The sequence below is a fragment of the Enterobacter sp. EGD-HP1 genome (assembly GCF_000733275.2).
GTDB lineage: Bacteria > Pseudomonadota > Gammaproteobacteria > Enterobacterales > Enterobacteriaceae > Enterobacter.
The window spans coordinates 35,083-58,226 of sequence record NZ_AVOP01000010.1 but is presented as its reverse complement, the minus strand read 5'-3'; the positions used below and the strand labels follow the sequence as shown (position 1 = coordinate 58,226).

Annotated in this window: 23 protein-coding genes and 1 other annotated feature; of the genes, 11 read left to right on the top strand and 12 right to left on the bottom strand. The window is 56.2% G+C overall.

The annotated features are described in order from the left end of the window. Entirely contained in the window at positions 1-726 is a 726-nt protein-coding gene (gene phoU / locus N037_RS08560; protein WP_008500182.1) for a phosphate signaling complex protein PhoU, read from the top strand. Positions 727-811: 85 nt separating this feature from the next. Here phoU and yieH read toward each other — a convergent pair whose 3' ends face one another. Further along, complete coding sequence (gene yieH / locus N037_RS08555; RefSeq protein WP_032640310.1) at positions 812-1,477, bottom strand: 6-phosphogluconate phosphatase; 666 nt, start codon at positions 1,475-1,477, stop codon at positions 812-814. A gap of 165 nt (positions 1,478-1,642) precedes the next feature. Here yieH and adeP point away from each other — a divergent pair, with 165 nt between their 5' ends. Then, positions 1,643-2,980 (top strand): adenine permease AdeP, encoded by a 1,338-nt coding sequence (adeP, locus tag N037_RS08550; protein ID WP_148243918.1) that lies wholly within the window; start codon positions 1,643-1,645, stop codon positions 2,978-2,980. Between the two features lie 92 nt (positions 2,981-3,072). On the opposite strand, the gene N037_RS08545 is transcribed toward adeP, so the two are convergent. The 9 genes from N037_RS08545 to rpmH form a co-directional block, all read right to left on the bottom strand. Continuing rightward, entirely contained in the window at positions 3,073-3,639 is a 567-nt protein-coding gene (locus N037_RS08545; RefSeq protein ID WP_014833835.1) for an NADPH-dependent FMN reductase, read from the bottom strand. Between the two features lie 36 nt (positions 3,640-3,675). Beyond that, the gene (locus N037_RS08540) at positions 3,676-4,422 is read right to left on the bottom strand and encodes a 4'-phosphopantetheinyl transferase family protein (RefSeq protein ID WP_023333927.1); all 747 of its coding nucleotides are present in this window, start codon (positions 4,420-4,422) and stop codon (positions 3,676-3,678) included. 122 nt (positions 4,423-4,544) lie between these two features. After that, positions 4,545-5,516, bottom strand: coding sequence for an HTH-type transcriptional regulator YidZ (yidZ, locus tag N037_RS08535; protein ID WP_023333928.1), 972 nt, complete (start codon positions 5,514-5,516; stop codon positions 4,545-4,547). Beyond that, positions 5,485-6,660, bottom strand: a complete 1,176-nt coding sequence (locus tag N037_RS08530; protein WP_032640308.1) for an MFS transporter — start codon at positions 6,658-6,660, stop codon at positions 5,485-5,487. The genes yidZ and N037_RS08530 overlap by 32 nt, the downstream gene beginning before the upstream one ends. 110 nt (positions 6,661-6,770) lie before the next feature. After that, a complete protein-coding gene (gene mnmE / locus N037_RS08525) occupies positions 6,771-8,135 on the bottom strand; it encodes a tRNA uridine-5-carboxymethylaminomethyl(34) synthesis GTPase MnmE (protein ID WP_032640306.1) in 1,365 nt (454 codons plus the stop codon). A gap of 72 nt (positions 8,136-8,207) precedes the next feature. Then, the gene (yidC, locus tag N037_RS08520) at positions 8,208-9,848 is read right to left on the bottom strand and encodes a membrane protein insertase YidC (RefSeq protein WP_023333931.1); all 1,641 of its coding nucleotides are present in this window, start codon (positions 9,846-9,848) and stop codon (positions 8,208-8,210) included. Positions 9,849-9,850: 2 nt separating this feature from the next. Further along, positions 9,851-10,108, bottom strand: a complete 258-nt coding sequence (yidD, locus tag N037_RS23715) for a membrane protein insertion efficiency factor YidD (RefSeq protein WP_001307474.1) — start codon at positions 10,106-10,108, stop codon at positions 9,851-9,853. After that, entirely contained in the window at positions 10,072-10,431 is a 360-nt protein-coding gene (gene rnpA, locus N037_RS08515; protein WP_032640303.1) for a ribonuclease P protein component, read from the bottom strand. The genes yidD and rnpA overlap by 37 nt, the downstream gene beginning before the upstream one ends. Before the next feature lie 16 nt (positions 10,432-10,447). Continuing rightward, positions 10,448-10,588: a 50S ribosomal protein L34 gene (rpmH, locus tag N037_RS23710; protein WP_000831330.1), complete on the bottom strand. Its 141-nt coding sequence runs from the start codon at positions 10,586-10,588 to the stop codon at positions 10,448-10,450. A 599-nt stretch (positions 10,589-11,187) separates the two neighbouring features. Between rpmH and dnaA the strand changes: the two genes are divergently transcribed. From dnaA to gyrB, 4 genes are read left to right on the top strand one after another with little or no spacing between them, the layout of a single operon-like run. Continuing rightward, on the top strand, positions 11,188-12,582 hold the full coding sequence (dnaA, locus tag N037_RS08510; protein ID WP_010426558.1) for a chromosomal replication initiator protein DnaA: 1,395 nt from the start codon (positions 11,188-11,190) through the stop codon (positions 12,580-12,582). A gap of 4 nt (positions 12,583-12,586) precedes the next feature. Beyond that, entirely contained in the window at positions 12,587-13,687 is a 1,101-nt protein-coding gene (dnaN, locus tag N037_RS08505; RefSeq protein ID WP_008500170.1) for a DNA polymerase III subunit beta, read from the top strand. Further along, positions 13,687-14,760, top strand: a complete 1,074-nt coding sequence (gene recF, locus N037_RS08500; RefSeq protein ID WP_000060091.1) for a DNA replication/repair protein RecF — start codon at positions 13,687-13,689, stop codon at positions 14,758-14,760. Before dnaN ends, recF begins: the two co-directional genes overlap by 1 nt. A gap of 28 nt (positions 14,761-14,788) precedes the next feature. Further along, the gene (gene gyrB, locus N037_RS08495; RefSeq protein WP_032640301.1) at positions 14,789-17,200 is read left to right on the top strand and encodes a DNA topoisomerase (ATP-hydrolyzing) subunit B; all 2,412 of its coding nucleotides are present in this window, start codon (positions 14,789-14,791) and stop codon (positions 17,198-17,200) included. Positions 17,201-17,234: 34 nt separating this feature from the next. On the opposite strand, the gene N037_RS08490 is transcribed toward gyrB, so the two are convergent. Next, positions 17,235-18,170 (bottom strand): LysR family transcriptional regulator, encoded by a 936-nt coding sequence (locus N037_RS08490; protein WP_032640298.1) that lies wholly within the window; start codon positions 18,168-18,170, stop codon positions 17,235-17,237. Positions 18,171-18,280: 110 nt separating this feature from the next. On the opposite strand from N037_RS08490, the gene N037_RS08485 reads away from it, so the two are divergent. From N037_RS08485 to N037_RS08475, 3 genes are all read left to right on the top strand, one after another. After that, positions 18,281-19,306, top strand: a complete 1,026-nt coding sequence (locus N037_RS08485; protein WP_032640296.1) for a zinc-dependent alcohol dehydrogenase family protein — start codon at positions 18,281-18,283, stop codon at positions 19,304-19,306. Positions 19,307-19,421: 115 nt separating this feature from the next. After that, entirely contained in the window at positions 19,422-20,234 is an 813-nt protein-coding gene (gene yidA / locus N037_RS08480; RefSeq protein WP_023333936.1) for a sugar-phosphatase, read from the top strand. A gap of 50 nt (positions 20,235-20,284) precedes the next feature. Next, a complete protein-coding gene (locus tag N037_RS08475; RefSeq protein ID WP_032640294.1) occupies positions 20,285-21,514 on the top strand; it encodes a DUF3748 domain-containing protein in 1,230 nt (409 codons plus the stop codon). Here the strand turns inward: N037_RS08475 and N037_RS08470 are convergent. Then, complete coding sequence (locus N037_RS08470; protein ID WP_032640291.1) at positions 21,511-21,843, bottom strand: YceK/YidQ family lipoprotein; 333 nt, start codon at positions 21,841-21,843, stop codon at positions 21,511-21,513. The genes N037_RS08475 and N037_RS08470 overlap by 4 nt on opposite strands. Before the next feature lie 248 nt (positions 21,844-22,091). After that, positions 22,092-22,163 (top strand) — a sequence feature (ROSE (Repression Of Heat Shock gene Expression) occurs in the 5'-region of heat shock genes and acts as an RNA thermometer to modulate expression.). On the opposite strand from N037_RS08470, the gene ibpA reads away from it, so the two are divergent. After that, positions 22,157-22,567 (top strand): small heat shock chaperone IbpA, encoded by a 411-nt coding sequence (ibpA, locus tag N037_RS08465; protein WP_008500162.1) that lies wholly within the window; start codon positions 22,157-22,159, stop codon positions 22,565-22,567. Its footprint overlaps the feature before it by 7 nt. Before the next feature lie 136 nt (positions 22,568-22,703). Beyond that, positions 22,704-23,132: a small heat shock chaperone IbpB gene (gene ibpB / locus N037_RS08460; RefSeq protein WP_023333939.1), complete on the top strand. Its 429-nt coding sequence runs from the start codon at positions 22,704-22,706 to the stop codon at positions 23,130-23,132. The last annotated feature ends 12 nt before the right edge of the window (positions 23,133-23,144 follow it).

The following is a 23,144-nucleotide window of genomic DNA, read 5'->3' as shown; positions in this document are numbered from 1 at the left end:
ATGGACAACCTCAATCTTAATAAACACATTTCCGGCCAGTTCAACGCAGAGCTGGAAAGCATCCGCACGCAGGTGATGACCATGGGTGGCATGGTTGAGCAGCAGCTTTCTGATGCGATTACGGCAATGCACAACCAGGACAGCGAGCTGGCGAAGCGCGTCATTGAAGGCGACAAAAACGTCAACATGATGGAAGTGGCTATCGACGAGGCCTGCGTGCGCATTATTGCGAAACGTCAGCCGACGGCGAGCGACCTGCGTCTGGTGATGGCGATCATCAAAACCATCGCCGAACTGGAGCGTATTGGTGACGTTGCGGATAAAATCTGCCGCACCGCACTGGAGAAGTTCTCTCAGCAGCACCAGCCGCTGCTGGTGAGCCTGGAGTCGCTTGGCCGCCACACCGTGCAGATGCTGCACGACGTGCTGGATGCCTTTGCGCGTATGGATCTGGACGAAGCGGTGCGTATTTACCGTGAAGACAAGAAGGTCGACCAGGAGTATGAAGGCATCGTGCGTCAGCTGATGACCTACATGATGGAAGATTCACGTACCATCCCAAGCGTACTGACTGCCCTGTTCTGCGCGCGCTCCATCGAGCGTATCGGCGACCGCTGCCAGAACATTTGCGAATACATTTTTTACTTCGTGAAGGGGCAGGACTTCCGTCACGTGGGCGGCGATGAGCTGGACAAGCTGCTGGCGGGTAAAGATCCGAAAGAGTGATGTTTGTGGCGGGTGGCGCTAGCGCTTACCCGCCCTACGAGCCCTGTAGGCCGGATAAGCGTTAGCGCCATCCGGCTTTGTTTTTTCAGCGTGTAATATCCCACCCGCGCGCCTTCCACAGTTCCGGCAGCTGTGCCAGATCGGTAAAGGTCGTCACGTTGGGATGATCGATCGGCTTGTTGTGCGGATCGGCGCAGAAGTAAAACACCTCCATCCCCGCATCAATCCCCGACTGCGCGCCCGCAGACGAGTCATCCACCAGAATGCAGTTCTCTACGTTGACGTTCATCGCTTTTGCCGCATGGAACATCAGCGCCGGGTCTGGCTTCCAGCGCTGGATATCGTAGCCGCTGAACAGTTTTTCCGGGAAATGGTGCAACATCTCAAGCTTGCCCAGCGAGTGCTGCATTTTGCTAACCGGGCCGTTAGAGACGACGCAGACAGGCACCGTCATCGCATCCAGCAGCGCGTTTGCGCCCGGAATGACCTCCAGCTCCGAATCAAACAGGCGTGCGACCTCGGCGCGGTACACTGGCTCCAGATCCGCTTTCGCCAGATCCACACCGTGTTCTTCGTTAATGATGTCGATGATCTCGTAGAGCTTCACGCCCTTAAAGCGCTTAAACACCTCTTCGAGTTCCAGCGTAATGCCAAATTCCTTGAACATAGTGACATACGCGCGGGAACAAATGACCTCACTGTCGACCAGCGTACCGTCGCAGTCGAAAAATACCGCTTCAATTCCGGACATGCCTTTCCCTTTTAACAAGTTTAACGTTTACGTACGGCAGTTCACCGGGACGCAATCGTTGCCGTATAAGCAAAATCAATGAAAAAAGTATCACGTAACCGCCACTATTGTCGCATTTTGGTATAGGATAGCGACGAATTTTCCCTCCTTGTTCGGAAATTGATGATGAGTCAACAACACACTACCCAGACATCTGGTCAGGGTCTGCTTGAGCGCGTTTTTAAACTGCGCGAGCACGGCACAACGGCACGCACCGAAGTGATCGCTGGTTTCACCACCTTCCTGACGATGGTCTATATCGTTTTTGTGAACCCTCAAATTCTGGGCGTTGCTGGCATGGATACCAGCGCCGTCTTTGTGACCACCTGTCTGATCGCGGCCCTTGGCAGCATTCTGATGGGCGTGTTCGCTAACCTGCCGGTTGCGCTGGCACCGGCAATGGGCCTGAATGCGTTCTTCGCGTTCGTGGTCGTTCAGGCGATGGGTCTGCCGTGGCAGGTTGGTATGGGCGCCATCTTCTGGGGCGCGGTTGGTCTGCTGCTGCTGACCATTTTCCGCGTGCGTTACTGGATGATTGCAAACATTCCAGTGAGCCTGCGCGTGGGCATCACCAGCGGTATCGGTCTGTTCATCGGTATGATGGGGCTGAAAAACGCCGGCGTTATCGTGGCGAACCCGGATACGCTGGTGAGCATCGGTCACCTGACCTCTCATAACGTGCTGCTGGGCGTGCTGGGCTTCTTTATCATCGCGATCCTGGCTTCTCGCAATATTCACGCGGCGGTGCTGGTCTCCATCGTGGTGACCACGCTGCTGGGCTGGATGCTGGGCGACGTTCACTATAACGGTATCGTCTCCGCGCCACCGAGCGTTTCTACCGTGATTGGTCACGTCGATCTGGCGGGTTCCCTGAACCTGGGCCTGGCGGGCGTGATTTTCTCCTTCATGCTGGTCAACCTGTTTGACTCCTCCGGCACGCTGATTGGCGTGACCGACAAAGCGGGTCTGGCGGATGAAAAAGGGAAATTCCCGCGCATGAAGCAGGCGCTGTTTGTGGACAGCGTCTCCTCTGTGACCGGTGCTTTTATCGGAACCTCGTCCGTTACCGCGTACATTGAATCTTCTTCCGGCGTGTCCGTGGGCGGCCGTACCGGCCTGACGGCAGTGGTCGTGGGTATTCTCTTCCTGCTGGTGATCTTCCTCTCTCCGCTGGCGGGTATGGTTCCACCGTATGCGGCAGCCGGCGCGCTGATCTATGTGGGGGTGCTGATGACCTCCAGCCTGTCACGCGTGAAGTGGGATGATTTAACCGAAGCGGTGCCGGCGTTTATTACCGCCGTGATGATGCCGTTCAGCTTCTCGATTACCGAAGGTATCGCGCTGGGCTTTATCTCTTACTGCATAATGAAGATCGGTACCGGCCGCTTCCGCGACCTCAGTCCATGTGTGATTGTTGTTGCGCTGCTGTTTGTGCTGAAGATTGTGTTTATTGACGCGCACTAAGGTGCGGTTTGTGGTGTCAGGTGGCGCTTCGCTTACCTGACCTACTGACGAGTGTAGGCCCGGTAAGCGCTAGCGCCACCGGGCTTTTTTTATCAGGCTTTAACCCGCTTAATATAATCCCCAAACGCCGTCAGCTGGCCAGACAGATGATCGCGCGTGCTCTGATCCACCACTTCACCCGTTTGCGGGTCGACCTTGTTCTGAATCACACCACCCATAAACTCCGGCTTGTTCATGACCATCGCATCCAGGAACACCAGGATCTGGCGAAGATGATACTGGCAGCGCGCGCCGCCAATCGCGCCCATTGAGCTGGTTTGGATCAGCACCGGTTTGCCTGACAGCGGCTGCTCAGGTAAACGGGACAGCCAGTCGATGGCATTCTTCAGGCCACCCGGCACCGAGTAGTTATACTCCGGCGTGACGATGACCACGCCGTCGGCCTGGCGGATCTGCTCTGCCAGCGCCTCAACGCTCTGCGGGAACCCTTCTTCCTGCTGGACATCCGCATCATACAGCGGAATATCGCCAATAGACGGCAGGGCGCTAATTTCCATTCCTGCCGGTGCCAGCTGTGGCAGCGTGCGGGCAACCATCCCGTTAAATGAACCTTTGCGCAGGCTTCCCAGTAACGTAACTACTTTCAACGTATCAGACATGATTACTCCTGTTTCATCATGATGACCCTGATTGGATCAGCTAAGGGTGAATGCTTTTTCTGCTGGTAAACTGGTTAAACGCATCAGACGTGCGGCGGGCTCGTTGGCGCGCTCGGGCACATCAGGAAGGCTACGCCATCCCTGTTGACTGTCAAATTCCCAGATTTTCATGCGTTCGATGGCGGGGGTAACTGCAATGGACCAGATGAGCACATCCTCTGCGTCACTGAGTGCCTCTACCAGCGTGGCCTGAGTGGCACGCAGACGTCCGGAGCCTGGCAGCAGCTGCAGCAGGCTGGCGTCGTCTGAGGCGCATCCACAGAGCTTGCGAATGCTCTGGCGCAAGGTAATGAGCTGGGCTCTGGCTTCGACAGGATCGTTCTGGTTGCGGACCCACAGCTTCTCATTGCTGGAGAGCGGATAGTCTTCATGCGCATTACCGCCATGGAAGCTGCGCGTCGCGCGCTGAAGTTCCATATCGAGCCCACAATCCCCTTCGGTGGTCAGTGCGACGCCAATGATATTGCCCGTGTAGGCAATCGAAAAACGAGGGAGATCCGGGTCGGCAAAGACCGGGCGGCCTTCGGGTTGGGTAATGATGTCCGGCAGCTCGCTGGTGCCGTAAAGCATAAACAGCAGTTCTGCGAGAAGCGCTCTGGACGCTAAAAACCGCGTCCTCCGGTGTTCCGGGAGAGTGAGTGCTTCACTGTGACAGGCTGAAGAAATTCTTGCCGATACGAGACGTCCTTCCGTAAGTATCCCTCTTGCAAAGTGCGTAGCCATTTTTCGCTCCCTGATAATGGTCGTAATCGGTTAAACGGTTACATGATTATCGCTTAACTTGACTCCTGTTTTAATCAGTAAATGGGAGTAAGAGAAGCCTTAGGACCGAACTTTACATTTTCTTAGGCAAAAATTGGATCGCTGGCACCGTACAGCGCCTTGATAGTTTCCCGCAGCCAGAGGATTTTCGGATTATGGCTGTTCCGTTTATGCCAGATCAGCGTGAAGGGAACGGTAAGCTTTTCAGCCTGCGCTTCGTCAATGGGAATAGGAAGCGCGATCAGCTTCCGCTGGTGGAGTTCATTGTAGTGGTGGCAGTAGTGCGGAGCCGTGGCGATATAGTTATGGCCGGGCTGCGCCGCCATAAACATTGCCTGTTCGAACCCCGGCAGGCACATGGCGATATTGCGCTCGCGCCCCATCTCCTTTAGCACCTCATCCAGCGCCCAGGTGTCGCTACGTTCCCAGAAGATACTGATATGCGGGTAGCGCAGGAAGGTCTCGAGGTTCCATTCATCCTGTAGCGCAGGGTGATCCTCGCGCAGATACACGCACGGACGGTCGCTGAACAGGATCTCATAGTCGATGAACCACGGCATTAGCTTCAGCAATTCACGCGATCGCGGGTGTGTTTCGCGTCCGGTGAATCCCAGATCCACCTCTCCACGCGTAATGGCGTCCAGCGAGTCGTAATCCCAGTGACGCATCTTCACCGTCGCCTGCGGATAGCGCTGGTTCACCTGCTCCAGCAGGGTATTAAACCGGATCAGCATCAATGGCGTTTCGGCGGCCAGCACGAACGTTAGCCCGCCTGGGGAATCATGGTGAAATTTATCGAGGATCTGGTTGCCGATTTGCATCCAGTCGGCCAGATCCTGTTCCAGGCTCACCGTCAGCGGGGTGGGCAGCAGCCCTAGCGGCGTTTTCACAAACAGCGGGTCGTCAAACCAGTCGCGCAGCTTGGCCAGCGATTTGCTCACCGCTGACGGCGTCACGTTCATCCGCTTCGCGGCTTTGGTAACGCTGCGCTCCTGCAGCAAAAGCTGCAGGCACAGCAACAGGTTAAGATCGAGACTGCTGATGGGCTTCTTCATAATGCGCCGCGGGCCGGATGACCGTAAGTAAGGTAATGCACAGTATGCTACAGCCAATCAGAACCCCGATCAGCATATTCAGCGCGTTAAGCCCGATGACCGCCGCCAGCCAAATCCACAGTGACGAGCCGCAGACCTGCGCAATGCCCAGCACCGAGCTTGCCACGCCTGCCCGCAGCGAGAAGGGGCCAAGCGCCTGACTCATCGCCACGCCAAAGCCAACCGAGAACCCGGCACAAATGAGGGTAATACCCACCAGCATCACCGCATGCGAGCTGGCGGTCGCCAGGAGCACGCCCGCCGTGAGGAATAAAACCTGTGAGGTCAGCATCAGCGTGCGCTGGCTGAACACATTTAGCGCAAACGGGGTAGAAAACGAGACTGCCATACTGACCATGGCGGTTAGCGCCATTACCGTCGAATACTCACCCCGATCGAAGCCCATGGTTTCCATCAGTAAAACCGGGGAAACGTTTACATAGGTCAGGATCACCGCCACGCTTAACGTGGTCACGGCCAGACGACTGAGGAAAAAGCGGTTAAGCAGCTTCTCGGCCGGGTGAATCGTTGGGGTATGACCGGTATTCTGCGAGCCCGGGTGGGTCTCTTTCAGCACGGTGATGGACAGGACAAACACCAGCGCGCCCATCGCCGCCATGGTCCAGAACAGGCTCTGCCACGGGAATTTCAGCATGATCAGATACCCCACGACCGGGGCCAGCACCGGGATGATGCAGGTAATACCGTTCAGCATCGAAAGTACCTTAGCGCGACGCTGGGCGCTTAAGGTGTCGCGCAAAATGGCAAACGCGACGACGTAGCAGCCACCGGCGCCAATGCCCTGGATAAACCGTCCAGTCAGGAACAAGGCGCTGTTCTGCGCCTGTGAACAGAGAAGAGAGGCCAGGGCAAAAATGATGGCGCCGGTTATGGCGACAGGCTGACGGCCTGCCTTATCCGCGATCTTCCCGGCAAACACCATCGACGACGCCATCCCCGCGAGGTAGGCCGAAAACGCGATGTGCAGCTGCGCTTCGCTGGCACCCAGATCGCGCGCGATGTGCGGTAATCCCACCAGATACATATCAATGCCGGACGGATAAAGCAGAACTAATGCGAAACTACAAAACAGAAAACGCGCCATAAACCCCCCATAGATGCAGGCATGCAGGGTAGGGGGCATGGGGGGATTAAGCGAGTTGCCATTTGGACAATGGTGATTTCCCAGGAGGAAATCACCACCAATCAGGGGGGTTACTTACCAATACAGAAGCTCGAGAAGATCCGTCCCAGCAGATCGTCCGACGTAAACTCTCCGGTGATCTCGCTCAGATTCTGCTGCGCCAGACGCAGCTCTTCCGCCAGCAGCTCGCCCGCCCACGCGCCGATCAGCTGCGCTTTACCCTGAACAAGGTGGTTCGCCGCCTCTTCCAGCGCCTGCAGGTGACGACGACGCGCCAGGAAGCCGCCCTCCATGCTGGTGTCAAAACCCATGCTCTGCTTGAGATGGTTACGCAGGTCGTCAACGCCTTCACCGGTACGCGCCGACAGGCGAATCAGTGAGTGACCGTTCACATCGCTGATGCCCAGCGTTTCGCCGGTGACGTCCGCTTTGTTACGTACCACGGTGATTGGCAGCTTAGTCGGCAGGCGGGCGATAAAGTCCGGCCAGATCTCTGCCGGATCAACGGCATCGGTCGTGGTGCCGTCCACCATAAACAGCACGCGGTCGGCCTGCTCAATCTCCTGCCAGGCGCGTTCGATACCGATGCGTTCCACCTCGTCGCTGGCGTCGCGCAGGCCTGCTGTGTCGATAATATGCAGCGGCATTCCGTCGATGTGGATATGCTCGCGCAGCACGTCGCGGGTGGTACCGGCAATGTCGGTCACGATGGCCGCTTCACGGCCCGCCAGGGCGTTCAGCAGGCTCGATTTCCCGGCGTTAGGGCGTCCGGCAATCACCACTTTCATCCCTTCGCGCAGCAGGCTGCCCTGACGCGCTTCGGCACGCACGGCGTCGAGATCGTTCATCACCTGGTTGAGCTGCGCTTCGATTTTACCGTCAGAGAGGAAATCGATCTCCTCATCCGGGAAGTCGATAGCCGCTTCCACGTAGATCCTAAGGTGAGTAAGTGCTTCCACAAGGTGATTCACACGTGCGGAGAATGCGCCCTGCAACGAGTTCAGGGCGGAGCGGGCCGCCTGTTCCGAGCTGGCGTCGATCAGGTCTGCAATCGCCTCAGCCTGCGCCAGGTCGAGCTTGTCGTTGAGGAAGGCACGCTCGGAGAACTCGCCCGGCTTCGCAATGCGCAGTCCAGGCAGGGTCAGAATACGTTTTAACAGCAGGTCGAGGATAACCGGGCCGCCGTGGCCCTGCAGCTCCAGCACGTCTTCGCCGGTAAAGGAGTTCGGGCCGGGGAACCACAGCGCAATGCCCTGGTCCAGCGGCGTGCCGTCGGTGTCTTTAAACGGCAGGTAATCAGCGTAGCGCGGCTTTGGCAGTTTACCCAGCACCGCTTCGGCCACCTCGCGCGCCTTCAGGCCGGAGATGCGCAGAATGCCTACACCACCGCGTCCCGGTGGGGTTGCCTGGGCGACGATAGTGTCGTTATGGCTCATGGTTGCTCTCGTTCAATACAAATAAAAAAGGCGGTCAATCGACCGCCCTTATTTTAGCGTTAACTTACCGAATCAGGACTTTTTCTTTTCGCGGCTATGCAGGCCACGTTTTTCCAGACCACGGTAAATCAGCTGCTGCTGGATGATGGTCACCAGGTTGCTGACGATATAGTACAGCACCAGACCTGACGGGAACCACAGGAAGAACACCGTGAAGATGACCGGCATAAAGGTCATGATCTTCTGCTGCATCGGGTCGGTCACGGTGGTCGGCGACATCTTCTGGATGAAGAACATCGTCACGCCCATCAGGATCGGCAGGATGTAGTACGGGTCCTGTGCGGACAGGTCATGGATCCACAGGGCGAACGGCGCGTGGCGCAGTTCAACGGAGCCCATCAGCATGTAGTACAGCGCAAGGAAGATTGGCATCTGAATCAGCAGCGGGAAGCAGCCACCCAGCGGGTTCACTTTCTCTGCTTTATACAGGGCCATCATTTCCTGGCTCTGACGCTGTTTGTCATCGCCCAGACGCTCACGCATTGCCTGAATCTTCGGCTGCAGCATGCGCATCTTCGCCATGGAGGTGTACTGCGCTTTAGTCAGCGGGTACATGATGCCACGAACGATGAAGGTGATAACGATGATGGAGAAGCCCCAGTTACCCAGGAAGCTGTGGATGAACTTCAGCAGCTTAAACAGCGGCTGAGAGATGAACCACAACCAGCCGTAATCAACGGTCAGATCCAGGTGCGGCGCAACAGCGGCCATTTTGTCCTGGATTTCCGGGCCGACCCACAGGGTGCTTGCCAGCTTACCGGTTTGACCCGGCTGAACCAGAACCGGCTGTGATTTGTACCCGATGGCTGCAATACCGTTACCCAGGTTCGCGGTGTAGAAGTTATTGGTACCGTCGTTATTTGGGATCCATGCAGTCGCGAAATACTGTTGCAGCATTGCTACCCAACCGCCTTTGGAGCTGACGTTCAGGTTTTCGTTATCGGCAATGGTGTCGAATTTGTATTTCTCATACTTCGCGTCTGGCGTGGAGTACGCCGCGCCACGGAAGGTATGCAGCGCAAAGTTGCTGCTTCCGGTGTCACGGTGAGACGGCAGATTGATGGACTGCTTCAGCTGACCAAAGGTAGAGATTTCCAGCGGTTTCTCGCCGGCGTTCTGTACGCTATAGCCCACGTTCACCGCATATTCACCGCGTTTCAGGGTGAAGGTTTTGGTGAAGGTGTTGCCTGCGGCGTCGGTATACGTCATCGGGATCGCGAGTTCGTTCTGACCATCAGCCAGTACAAAGGTGTCGTTCTCGACGGTATACAGTGGACGCGCACCGTTAGCCGGGTTATCCGGGCCATCACGACCGGTCAGGCCGCTCTGCGCCTGGTAGATAAACTCAGGCGTGGTTTCCAGTAACTGGAACGGTTCGGTAGACTTCAGCTCTTTCGGGTAGGTCAACAGCAGCGCCTGCTCAACATCACCACCACGGGTGTTGATTGTCAGCTCAAGCACATCGGTCTTAACCGTAATCTGTTTCCCCTGGCCACTGGCCGGTACGCCCTGGTCGGCGGCACTCCCCTGGCTGTTCGTCGTCTGCGTGGTCTGCTGCTGGGGTTGAGGATTTTTATCCTGCTCCCATGCCTGCCAGATCATGAAAGACACGAACAACAAAGCGATGATAAGAAGATTGCGTTGCGAATCCATCGTTAGTGTTCTCTGGTATCAAAGGGTCCTGGGGGGACGGGGTCGTCTCCACCTGGGTGTAAAGGGTGGCATTTTAATACGCGTTTCACCGTCAACCAACTGCCTTTTATCACTCCAAACCTGCGCAATGCCTCAATTCCGTAGCTTGAGCATGTTGGTGTGAAACGGCAGTGCGGCCCGAGTAGCGGACTAATCAGGCGTTGATAGACCCGAATGAGGGCTATCAGGACCCGTGAGCCAGGCGACAGTGGCGGCGCCATAATTTTTCCAACGCTTCCGAGAGAGCACGGTTATCGAGGTCGGCAACCCCTTTCTTCGCCACCACCACGAAATCCATTGAAGGCAGTTCGTGCTGACGTAAACGGAAGCTTTCACGCGTCAGACGTTTAATCCGATTGCGTTCATGCGCACGCTTAACATTTTTCTTGGCGACTGTGAGACCGATGCGGGGATGCCCCAGCGAATTTTGGCGGCCGAGGATGGTGATTTGCGGCGTGCCAGCCCGTAGTGGCTGCTGGAAGACGAAAGTGAAATGAGCGGGAGTTAACAAACGTAACTCCCTGGGAAATGCTAGCTTAACCACTCAGGGGTTAGCTTTATTACTTGGAAACGGTCAGACGAGCGCGGCCTTTAGCACGACGACGTGCCAGAACCTGACGACCATTTTTAGTAGCCATACGAGCACGGAAGCCGTGAGAACGGTTGCGCTTCAGTACAGACGGTTGAAAAGTGCGTTTCATGGCGATTTCTACCTAAACTTGAATAAATTCACTGACTTTTGCGTATACCCGAACGAGTTTCGAACGACTAACGCCTCAGCGTGGGTGATTAAAGAGGCCGGATTGTAATAATTGTACACTCCGGAGTCAATTCTCTTTCCTTATTTCCCGCGTATTTCCGCACGTTTTCGCGTGGAAAATGAGCAACGGACGACGCAGGAAGATGAGCATCACGCGCCGGGTCGAGGATTATACGGGCTCAACGATAAAGCGCAAGGATCGTCCCGGATCTTCGTTAGATCATTTAAGCAATAAATTGTCTGTGCTCATTAATTTTTCCAATATGCGGACTAAATCGCGGGGCACTCGCGCCAGGATCGTTTACACTTACCCGGTTTCGGATCTTCCTGTGGATAAATCGGGAAGAATCTGTGAGAAACAGAAGATCTCTGGCTCAGTTTAGGCTATGATCCGCGGTCCCGATCGGGATCCCAGGATCCTGGTCAGGATAAATTGCAGATAGCAATTCGCACGTCCCCCTTTACACAGGGTCATGTCGATGTGCGCCAACAATCATGAATATTCAATAGTTTTCTTTTATTGTTCGAGTGGAGTCCGCCGTGTCACTTTCGCTTTGGCAGCAGTGTCTTGCCCGATTGCAGGATGAGTTACCAGCCACAGAATTCAGTATGTGGATCCGCCCGTTGCAGGCGGAACTGAGCGATAACACGCTGGCTTTGTATGCGCCAAACCGTTTTGTGCTCGATTGGGTAAGGGACAAGTACCTTAATAACATCAATGGACTGCTGAACGATTTCTGCGGGTCAGATGCCCCGCAGCTGCGCTTTGAAGTGGGCACAAAGCCGGTTACCCAAACCGTTCGTGAAACCGTGAACGTCGCAGCGCCTGCTCAGGCCGCGCCCGCACCGGCCCCTCGCGTCGCACCCGCTCGTCAGGGCTGGGATAATGTTCCTGCACCGGCTGAGCCAACCTACCGCTCTAACGTTAACGTGAAACACACGTTTGATAACTTCGTTGAAGGTAAGTCGAACCAGCTGGCGCGCGCGGCGGCTCGCCAGGTTGCTGACAACCCTGGTGGGGCCTACAACCCGCTGTTCCTTTATGGTGGCACGGGTCTGGGTAAAACGCACCTGCTGCATGCGGTGGGTAACGGCATTATGGCGCGCAAGCCCAATGCCAAAGTGGTGTATATGCACTCCGAGCGCTTCGTTCAGGACATGGTAAAAGCCCTGCAAAACAATGCGATCGAAGAGTTTAAACGCTACTATCGTTCCGTTGACGCCCTGCTGATCGATGACATTCAGTTCTTTGCCAATAAAGAACGATCGCAGGAAGAGTTTTTCCACACCTTCAATGCCCTGCTGGAAGGTAATCAGCAGATCATTTTGACCTCGGATCGTTATCCAAAAGAGATCAACGGCGTTGAAGATCGTCTGAAATCCCGCTTCGGCTGGGGCCTGACCGTGGCGATCGAGCCACCGGAGCTGGAAACCCGCGTTGCGATCCTGATGAAGAAAGCCGATGAAAACGACATTCGCCTGCCGGGTGAAGTGGCGTTCTTCATTGCCAAGCGTCTGCGCTCCAACGTGCGTGAGCTCGAAGGGGCACTGAACCGCGTTATCGCCAATGCCAACTTTACCGGTCGTGCGATCACCATCGATTTTGTGCGTGAAGCGCTGCGTGATTTGCTGGCATTGCAGGAAAAACTGGTCACTATCGACAATATTCAAAAGACGGTGGCTGAGTACTACAAGATCAAAGTGGCAGATTTACTGTCTAAACGTCGTTCCCGCTCGGTGGCGCGACCGCGTCAGATGGCGATGGCGCTGGCAAAGGAGTTAACCAACCACAGTCTGCCGGAAATCGGGGACGCGTTTGGTGGCCGTGACCATACGACCGTGCTGCACGCTTGTCGTAAGATTGAGCAGTTACGCGAAGAAAGCCACGACATAAAAGAAGATTTTTCCAATCTAATCAGAACATTATCATCGTGACGCTATGAAATTTACCGTTGAACGTGAACATTTATTAAAACCGCTGCAACAGGTGAGTGGCCCATTAGGCGGCCGCCCAACGCTGCCTATTCTCGGAAACCTGCTGCTTCAGGTCGCGGACGGTACGCTGTCGCTGACCGGTACAGATCTGGAAATGGAAATGATCGCGCGCGTTACGCTGACGCAGCCGCACGACGCGGGCGCGACCACGGTTCCGGCACGTAAATTCTTTGACATCTGCCGCGGGCTGCCGGAAGGCGCTGAAATTGCCGTGCAGCTGGAAGGCGACCGTATGCTGGTGCGCTCTGGCCGCAGCCGTTTCTCGCTCTCCACGCTGCCTGCTGCGGACTTCCCGAATCTGGACGACTGGCAGAGTGAAGTTGAATTTACCCTGCCGCAGGCGACGATGAAGCGTCTGATCGAAGCCACGCAGTTCTCCATGGCGCATCAGGACGTCCGTTACTACTTAAACGGCATGCTGTTCGAAACCGAAGGTGAAGAGTTGCGTACCGTAGCCACCGACGGCCACCGTCTGGCGGTCTGTTCTATGCCGATTGGCGATTCACTGCCAAACCATTCGGTGATCGTACCGCGTAAAGGGGTGATTGAGCTGATGCGTATGCTCGACGGTGGCGACACGCCGCTGCGCGTGCAGATCGGCAGCAACAACATCCGCGCACACGTGGGGGATTTTGTCTTCACGTCTAAGCTGGTTGACGGTCGTTTCCCGGATTATCGCCGCGTTTTGCCGAAGAATCCGGACAAAACGCTGGAAGCAGGCTGCGATAGCCTCAAGCAGGCCTTTGCCCGTGCGGCTATTCTCTCTAACGAGAAATTCCGCGGCGTGCGCCTGTACGTGAGTGAAAACCAGATCAAAATCACCGCTAACAACCCGGAGCAGGAAGAAGCAGAAGAGATTCTGGACGTCACCTATGCCGGGGCTGAGATGGAAATCGGCTTTAACGTCAGCTACGTGCTGGATGTGCTGAACGCGCTGAAATGCGAGAACGTGCGTATCCTGCTTACCGACTCCGTTTCAAGCGTACAGATTGAAGATGCCGCATCACAGTCGGCTGCCTATGTTGTCATGCCAATGAGACTGTAATGTCGCTCACCCGTCTGTTGATCCGCGACTTTCGCAATATCGAAAGCGCGGATCTCGCTTTATCCCCTGGCTTTAACTTCCTGGTTGGCGCAAACGGCAGCGGCAAAACCAGCGTGCTGGAAGCCATCTATACGCTCGGCCACGGCCGGGCGTTTCGCAGTTTGCAGATTGGTCGCGTCATTCGCCACGAGCAGGAATCTTTTGTTCTGCACGGACGTTTGCAGGGCGCAGAGCGGGAAACCGCCATTGGCCTGACCAAAGACAAGCAGGGCGACAGCAAGGTGCGTATCGACGGCACCGACGGCCATAAGGTGGCGGAGCTGGCGCTGCTGATGCCAATGCAGCTGATTACGCCGGAGGGGTTTACTTTACTCAACGGCGGCCCCAAATACAGAAGAGCGTTCCTCGACTGGGGATGCTTTCACAACGAAGCCGGTTTCTTTAACGCCTGGAGCAACCTGAAGCGTCTGCTCAAGCAGCGTAACGCTGCACTGCGCCAGGTGACACGTTACGCCCAGCTGCGTCCGTGGGACATGGAGTTAATCCCTCTCGCGGAACAAATCAGCCGCTGGCGTGCCGAATACAGCGCAGGTATCGCCGAAGACATGGCCGACACCTGCAAACAGTTTTTACCCGAATTCTCTCTCACCTTCTCCTTCCAGCGCGGCTGGGAGAAAGAGACGGATTATGCCGAGGTGTTAGAGAGAAGCTTCGAGCGCGACCGCATGTTGACCTACACCGCACACGGTCCGCACAAGGCGGATTTCCGCATTCGTGCTGACGGTGCACCGGTGGAAGACACGCTGTCGCGCGGGCAGCTCAAGCTCCTGATGTGTGCGCTGCGCCTGGCACAGGGAGAGTTTCTCACCCGCGAGAGCGGAAGACGCTGCCTGTACCTGATAGATGATTTTGCCTCGGAACTTGACGACGCGCGGCGCGGGCTGCTTGCCAGCCGCTTAAAAGCCACGCAGTCGCAGGTTTTCGTCAGCGCCATTAGCGCTGAACACGTTATAGACATGTCGGACGAAAATTCGAAGATGTTTACCGTGGAAAAGGGTAAAATAACGGATTAACCCAAGTTGAAATGAGCGAGAAACGTTGATGTCGAATTCTTATGACTCCTCCAGTATCAAAGTCCTGAAAGGGCTGGATGCGGTGCGTAAGCGCCCGGGTATGTATATTGGCGACACGGATGACGGCACCGGTCTGCACCACATGGTATTCGAGGTGGTAGATAACGCTATCGACGAAGCGCTCGCGGGTCACTGTAAAGACATCGTGGTCACCATCCATGCGGACAACTCCGTCTCCGTCACCGATGATGGTCGTGGCATCCCAACCGGTATTCACCCGGAAGAGGGTGTATCTGCTGCGGAAGTGATCATGACCGTCCTGCACGCAGGCGGTAAATTCGACGATAACTCCTATAAAGTTTCCGGCGGCCTGCACGGCGTAGGTGTCTCCGTGGTTAACGCCCTGTCGCAGAAGCTGGAGCTGGTTATTCAGCGCGAAGGCAAAGTTCACCGTCAGCTGTATACTCACGGCGTGCCGCAGGCCCCGCTGGCCGTCACCGGCGATACCGACAAAACCGGTACCATGGTGCGTTTCTGGCCGAGCCTCGAAACCTTCACCAACGTCACCGAATTCGAGTACGACATCCTGGCGAAACGCCTGCGTGAACTGTCGTTCCTGAACTCCGGCGTCTCTATTCGCCTGCGCGACAAGCGTGACGGCAAAGAAGACCACTTCCATTACGAAGGTGGCATCAAAGCGTTCGTTGAGTATCTGAACAAGAACAAAACGCCAATTCACCCGAATATCTTCTACTTCTCCACTGAAAAAGACGGTATCGGCGTGGAAGTGGCGCTGCAGTGGAACGACGGTTTCCAGGAAAACATCTACTGCTTCACCAACAACATTCCACAGCGTGACGGCGGTACGCACCTTGCAGGCTTCCGTGCGGCGATGACCCGTACCCTGAACGCCTACATGGACAAAGAAGGCTACAGCAAGAAAGCGAAAGTCAGCGCCACCGGTGACGACGCCCGTGAAGGCCTGATTGCCGTTGTCTCCGTGAAGGTGCCGGATCCGAAGTTCTCCTCACAGACCAAAGACAAGCTGGTTTCTTCCGAGGTGAAATCGGCGGTTGAACAGCAGATGAACGAACTGCTGAGCGAATACCTGCTGGAAAACCCGTCCGACGCGAAAATCGTGGTGGGCAAAATTATTGATGCGGCGCGTGCCCGTGAAGCGGCGCGTAAAGCCCGTGAAATGACCCGTCGTAAAGGCGCGCTGGATCTCGCAGGCCTGCCGGGCAAACTGGCTGACTGCCAGGAACGCGACCCGGCGCTGTCCGAACTGTACCTCGTGGAAGGGGACTCCGCGGGCGGTTCTGCGAAGCAGGGCCGTAACCGTAAGAACCAGGCTATCCTGCCGCTGAAGGGTAAAATCCTCAACGTTGAGAAAGCCCGTTTCGACAAGATGCTCTCTTCTCAGGAAGTGGCGACGCTCATCACCGCGCTCGGCTGCGGCATTGGTCGCGACGAGTACAACCCGGACAAACTGCGCTACCACAGCATCATCATCATGACCGATGCGGACGTCGACGGCTCGCACATCCGTACGCTGCTGTTGACCTTCTTCTATCGTCAGATGCCTGAAATCGTTGAGCGTGGCCACGTCTACATTGCACAGCCGCCGCTGTACAAAGTGAAGAAAGGCAAGCAGGAACAGTACATCAAAGACGACGAAGCGATGGATCAGTACCAAATCGCAATCGCCCTTGATGGCGCGACCCTGCACGCGAACTCGCACGCCCCTGCACTGGCCGGTGAGCCGCTGGAGCGTCTGGTGTCCGAGTTCAACGCGACTCAGAAAATGATCACGCGTATGGAACGACGTTATCCGAAAACGCTGCTGAAGGAGCTGGTTTATCAGCCGACCCTGACCGAAGCCGATCTGAGCGACGAGCAGACCGTGACCCGCTGGGTGAACGCCCTGGTGACCGATCTCAACGAGAAAGAGCAGCACGGCAGCATGTGGAAATGTGATATCCAGCAGAACGCCGATAAGCAGTTCGAGCCTATTATTCGCGTGCGTACCCACGGCGTGGATACCGACTACCCGCTGGAGCACGAGTTTGTGACCGGGCCGGAATACCGTCGTATCTGCTCGCTCGGCGAGACGCTGCGCGGGCTGATCGAAGACGATGCGTTCATCGAACGTGGCGAACGTCGTCAGCCGGTAGCCAGCTTCGAGCAGGCGCTTGACTGGCTGGTGAAAGAGTCCCGTCGTGGCCTCGCGATCCAGCGCTATAAAGGTCTGGGCGAAATGAACCCGGACCAGCTGTGGGAAACCACCATGGATCCGGAAAGCCGCCGCATGCTGCGCGTCACCGTTAAGGACGCAATTGCTGCGGACCAGCTGTTCACGACCCTGATGGGCGATGCGGTTGAACCACGTCGTGCCTTCATCGAAGAGAACGCCCTGAAAGCGGCAAATATCGATATTTAATCGTCGTTATACCGCTCGAAAACTGGCCGCGCTTTTAGCGCGGCTTTTTTGTGGGCGCAGGCATATCCAGCGACAGCATTGACGGTAAACGGCTCGCCAGCGTATCTATCGCTATTCTTACCCTCAGCGGCAGATGCGGCGTCTGCTGCCATACGGCATGAACGTTGAAATGCACATCCGGTGCCTGCTTCAGGAGCGGGACGAGTTTACCCTGGTGAATATCGTTGACGACCATCCAGCAGGGCAGCCATGCAATGCCGTGTCCGGCCAGCGCAGCGTCGCAGATCGCCTGCAAATCATCCATATTGAGCGACGATCGGGGCGTAAAGGTGTGCGACGTTCCTTCGTTATCCATCAGCTGCCAGGACAATACTCTGCCTGCGCTCAAATAGTTAATGGCCGTATGCTGGGGTAAATCATTAACGCTTTGTGGCTGGCCTTTCTTCTGCAGATACTCCGGCGCGGCGCACAACACCATGCGGTGTTCTCCCAGCTTTCTGGCGACCAGCACGCTGCTGTCCTGAAGCGTGCCGTTACGCACCGCCATATCAAACCCTTCCTCGACCAGATCCACCACGCGGTCGCTGAATGACATTTCCAGTTCAAGCCCGGGGTGTTCCTGCGCCAGCGCTATCAGCAGCGGGGCGACACACTGGCGACCAAACAGCACCGGCATGGCAACGCGCAGGCGGCCGCTGACCTGCTGTTTCCCGGTTTCAAGCAGCGATTCCGCACCCCGAATCTCCTCCAGCGCGCGCAGGCAGCGTTCATAAAAAAGGGCGCCGTTATCGGTCAGACTCTGGCTGCGGGTGGTGCGTTGAAAAAGACGTACCCCCAGCCGCTCTTCAAGGCGGGCAATGCTTTTTCCAACCGCCGAGCGTGACAAATGCAGACGGATGGCGGCCTGAGCAAAACTTCCCGCCTCAACGGCGGCCACAAAAACAGGAATATCCTTCAGCGTATCGGTCATGGATTGTATCTATTCTGGCGTCAATAAAGAGAAAACTTATCGCCACTGGCGACGCTTAGTCAACGGTAGACTGTCAGGACTAAAGCTCATCTGATGGCAGGAGAAATAAAATGACAGAGACAATGCAACGCTGGTCCATGGACGCCCTCGGGCGCGAGAACCTCAAGCTGACTCAGACACCCGTTCCACAGCCAGGCCCGGGTGAAGTGCGCGTGCGGGTGAATGCCGTTGCGCTTAACTATCGCGATAAAATGGTTGTTGAAGGTACCATGCCGATCCCGCTTTCCTTCCCGTTTACCCCGGCGTCTGACATGGCGGGCGTGGTGGACAGCATTGGTGAAGGCGTTACGCGTTTCAAGCCCGGCGCACGCGTCATCTCAACCTTCTTCCCTGAGTGGATCGACGGTAAGCCGCAGGCGGACGCGCGTAATCTGCCCTATAAAACGTCCGGCGGATACTTCCAGGGCATGCTGTCCGAGTATGTGATTGTAAATGAAGACGCGCTGGCGGCATCGCCGGAAACCCTGGATGACGCCGAGGCAAGTACCTTACCCTGCGCAGGGCTTACCGCCTGGTTTGCGCTGGTGGAACGCGGCCAGCTGCGCGCCGGACAATCGGTGCTGGTACAGGGCACGGGCGGCGTGGCGATTTTCGCCCTGCAAATTGCAAAAGCCCACGGTGCGGAGGTTTTTGTCACCTCGGGGAGTGATGAAAAACTGGCGCTGGCCAAAAAGCTGGGAGCCAGCCAGGGCATCAACCGTCTGAAAGGCGACTGGGCGGAAAATACGCTGGCGCTCACGCAGGATCGCGGCATTGACCATATTATTGAAACCGTCGGTGGAGATAACCTGAAGCATTCCCTGCGCGCCGTTGCCGTTCACGGACGTATCTCCGTCATTGGCGTGCTGGCCGGGACGGAGATTACGCTCTCTGCTGGCGAACTGCTGCTGAAATCACCCGTCATTCAGGGGATTGGCGTGGGGCATCGCCGGGCGCTGGAAGATTTTGTCCGCGCAGTTGACGTCACGGGTCTGAAGCCGGTTATTGAGCATCGCTACCGTTTTAACGAGCTTGAAAAGGCGTTTGAACACCTCGATCGCGGCGCGTTCGGTAAAATTGTGCTCACCCGCGAGTAAGCCTTTGTTCCCCGGGATAAGCGTAAAAGGGGCATTCCTGTTGCGCAATATAGCTCTATTTTTGTGTGCTTAATCGCGTTAGCATGAGGCAGCACTCATTTATTCCGGGGAACTCATGGCTATCAAACTCATTGCAATCGATATGGACGGCACGCTGCTGCTGCCAGACCACACCATCTCTCCAGCCGTTAAGAATGCGATCGCCGCGGCGCGCGCAAAGGGCGTGAATGTGGTCCTGACCACGGGGCGTCCGTATGCGGGCGTACACAGCTATCTGAAAGAGCTGCACATGAATCAACCGGGCGACTACTGCATCACCTATAACGGCGCGCTGGTGCAGAAAGCCGCAGATGGCAGTACGGTTGCGCAAACCGCGCTGAGCTACGATGACTACCTGTTCCTGGAAAAACTGTCCCGCGACGTGGGGTCCCATTTCCACGCGCTCGATCGCAATACGCTCTACACCGCCAACCGTGATATCAGCTACTACACGGTGCATGAATCCTACGTTGCGACCATTCCGCTGGTGTTCTGTGAAGCGGAGAAAATGGACCCGGCGACACAGTTCCTGAAAGTGATGATGATCGACGAGCCGGAGATCCTGGATAAAGCGATTGCGCGCATTCCGGCGGAGGTAAAAGAGAAGTACACCGTGCTGAAAAGTGCGCCGTACTTCCTCGAAATTCTCGATAAACGCGTCAATAAAGGCACCGGCGTGAAATCACTGGCCGATGCGCTGGGTATCAAGCCGGAAGAGATCATGGCGCTGGGCGACCAGGAAAATGACATCGCGATGATTGAGTTCGCAGGCATGGGCGTGGCGATGGATAACGCGATCCCGTCGGTGAAAGAAGTGGCTAATTTTGTGACCAAATCCAACCTCGAAGACGGCGTGGCTTACGCCATTGAGAAGTTTGTGCTGAACTAAAAACCCGCTTGCGATACCCTGATGCGATAACTGCGCATCAGGGTATCCTCATGAAACAAATCACCTTCGCCTCCCGCCATCATCAGCTCACTAACATCAATACCTGGACGCCGGACAGCCAGTGGCTGGTCTACGACGTGCGCCCGTCCGGTGCGTCGTTCACCGGTGAAACCATTGAGCGGGTCAATGTCGTTACGGGTGAGGTAGAGGTGGTTTATCGCGCGACTGACGGTGCGCATGTCGGCGTGGTGACCGTTCATCCTGCAGAAGAGAATTATGTCTTTATCCACGGGCCGAAAAACCCGGATGCAGACTGGCACTACGATTTTCATCATCGCCAGGGGGTGATTGCGCAAAACGGTCAGGTGAGCAACCTGGACGCGATGGATATCACCGCGCCTTACACCGCAGGCGCGCTGCGCGGCGGCAGCCACGTCCATGTCTTCAGCCCGAACGGGCAGCTCGTCAGCTTTACCTATAACGACCATGTCCTGCACGCGCGCGATCCTAAACTTGATTTACGCAACGTCGGCGTGGCTGCGCCTTACGGCCCGGTGAACCCGCAGGGGAACCATCCCCGTGAGTATCCGGGAACCTTCTGGAGCGTGCTGGTTAGCCGCACGACGCCTGACCCACAGCCGGGCAGCGATGAAATCAACCGCGCTTACGAAGAGGGGTGGGTGGGCAACGACAGGCTGGCGTTTATCGGCGACACCCTCTCTGCGCAGGGCGAAAAAGTACCTGAACTGTTTATCGTCGACCTGCCGAAAGACGAGCAGGGCTGGAAGCGTGCGGGCGATGCGCCGCTGCAGGGCACCGCTGAGACCCTGCCAGCTCCGCCTGCCGGGGTGATGCAGCGTCGTTTGACCTTTACGCATCAGAGGGCGTATCCGGGCCTGGTGAACGTGCCGCGCCACTGGGTACGCAGCAACCCGCAGGGGACGCAGATCGCGTTTCTGATGCGGGATGATAACGGCATCGTGCAGCTGTGGCTGATCTCTCCTGAGGGCGGCGAGCCGCGCCAGCTGACGCGCACCGGGAGCGATATTCAGTCTGCATTTAACTGGCATCCTTCCGGCGATAGTCTGGGGTTTGTGCTCGAAAATCGGATCGCCTGCTGCGACGCGCAGACCGGAGAGGTGACGTTTTTGACGTCCGATCACGGCAACCCGCCGTCTGCTGATGCGGTCGTGTTTTCCCCGGACGGGTGCGTTATTGCGTGGATGGAAGAGACAGGCGGTTTCCGTCAGCTTTGGGCAACGGAAACCGCGCAGCGCTAGCGTGGAGGCATCTCTGCGGGCGGGATGACGGCGTTTGTCGCCAGGTTTTCCTGCTCGCTTTTTTCTACCCGTGAGCGCACGGAGCTGTCCTTACGAAACATATCCCACGGTAGCAGAAGCGTATCCGCCACGGCCGTAAACGGCATATCCAGGATAACCAGGGATTTGGTGCCCCAGTTTGTATCGTCATCGGAGATCATCGCCGCGCTGGCGCGCGTCCCCGGATATGTTCCTTCTTTACCGCCGGTGTGAGACATCACGCTCGAACACCCGCAAAGTAAAACAACCCCGCTGAACGTCGTCAGCTTTATCAGAACATTTTTCATCATCACTCAGTCATCGTTAATGGCACTGCATAGACCTGCAACTCAGGGTTATAGCGAGCCTTATCCAAAATGGATAGCCCGATAACCCCGCACTGTGGCAGCCATCGCAATTTAACCCTTTGTGCTGTTGTCCCAGTCTAAGCGAGATGCAGGAAAGTGCAAAAAAAAGTGCAGTTGTCGTGCTTGAAAAGCCCGATTGCAGACCCATTTTAAGAATGTGACCCGATAACGAACTCGCCTGATGGGTGTTCGGGGGCGCAAAGGCCTGTCCATGGTGGAAGGCTACAATTTCTCGCTGATTTCAGGAGTTTTATTTATGCGTAACTTCGATCTTTCTCCCCTATACCGTTCTGCAATTGGTTTTGACCGCCTGTTTAACCATTTAGAAAATAACCAAAGCCAGAGCAACGGCTACCCTCCATACAATGTTGAGCTGGTTGACGAAAACCACTACCGCATCGCCATTGCCGTCGCCGGTTTTGCAGAAAACGAACTGGAGATCACCGCGCAGGACAACCTGCTGGTGGTGAAAGGTTCCCATACGGCCGAGCAGAAAGAACGTACCTACCTTTATCAGGGCATCGCCGAGCGCAACTTTGAACGCAAGTTCCAGTTAGCTGAAAACATTCACGTTAAAGGCGCGAACCTGGTCAACGGCCTGCTGTTTATCGAACTGGAACGTGTGATTCCGGAAGAGAAAAAACCGCGTCGTATCGAAATTAACTAATTACGCGGGTCGCGTGAGCGGCCCACACGAACTTGCTTGCCGTAACGGGAGCATATGCGAATCCATCAGGATTTGCAGGAACAACTGCGCACAAAATTAAACTGTGCCGAACTCGCTTCTCAGAAGGAGATTTAATATGCGTAACTATGATTTATCCCCCCTGCTGCGTCAGTGGATTGGTTTTGACAAACTGGCTAACGCCCTGCAAAGCACCACCGAGCAACAGACGTTTCCGCCGTACAACATCGAAAAAAGCGACGATAACCACTATCGCATTACCCTTGCGCTGGCCGGTTTCCGCCAGGACGATCTGGACATCCAGCTTGAAGGCACTCGCCTGACCGTTAAAGGGTCGCCGGAAAAACAAGAGACCGAGACCAAATGGCTGCATCAGGGGCTGGTTAATCAGCCGTTTAGCCTGAGCTTTACCCTGGCAGACCATATGGAAGTGTCCGGCGCAACGTTTACCAACGGGCTGCTGCATATCGACCTGCTTCGCAACGTGCCGGAAGCCATCGCACCGCAGCGTATCGCCATTAGCGAGCGTCCGGCGTTAAACAGTTAACAAGCCCGCCGA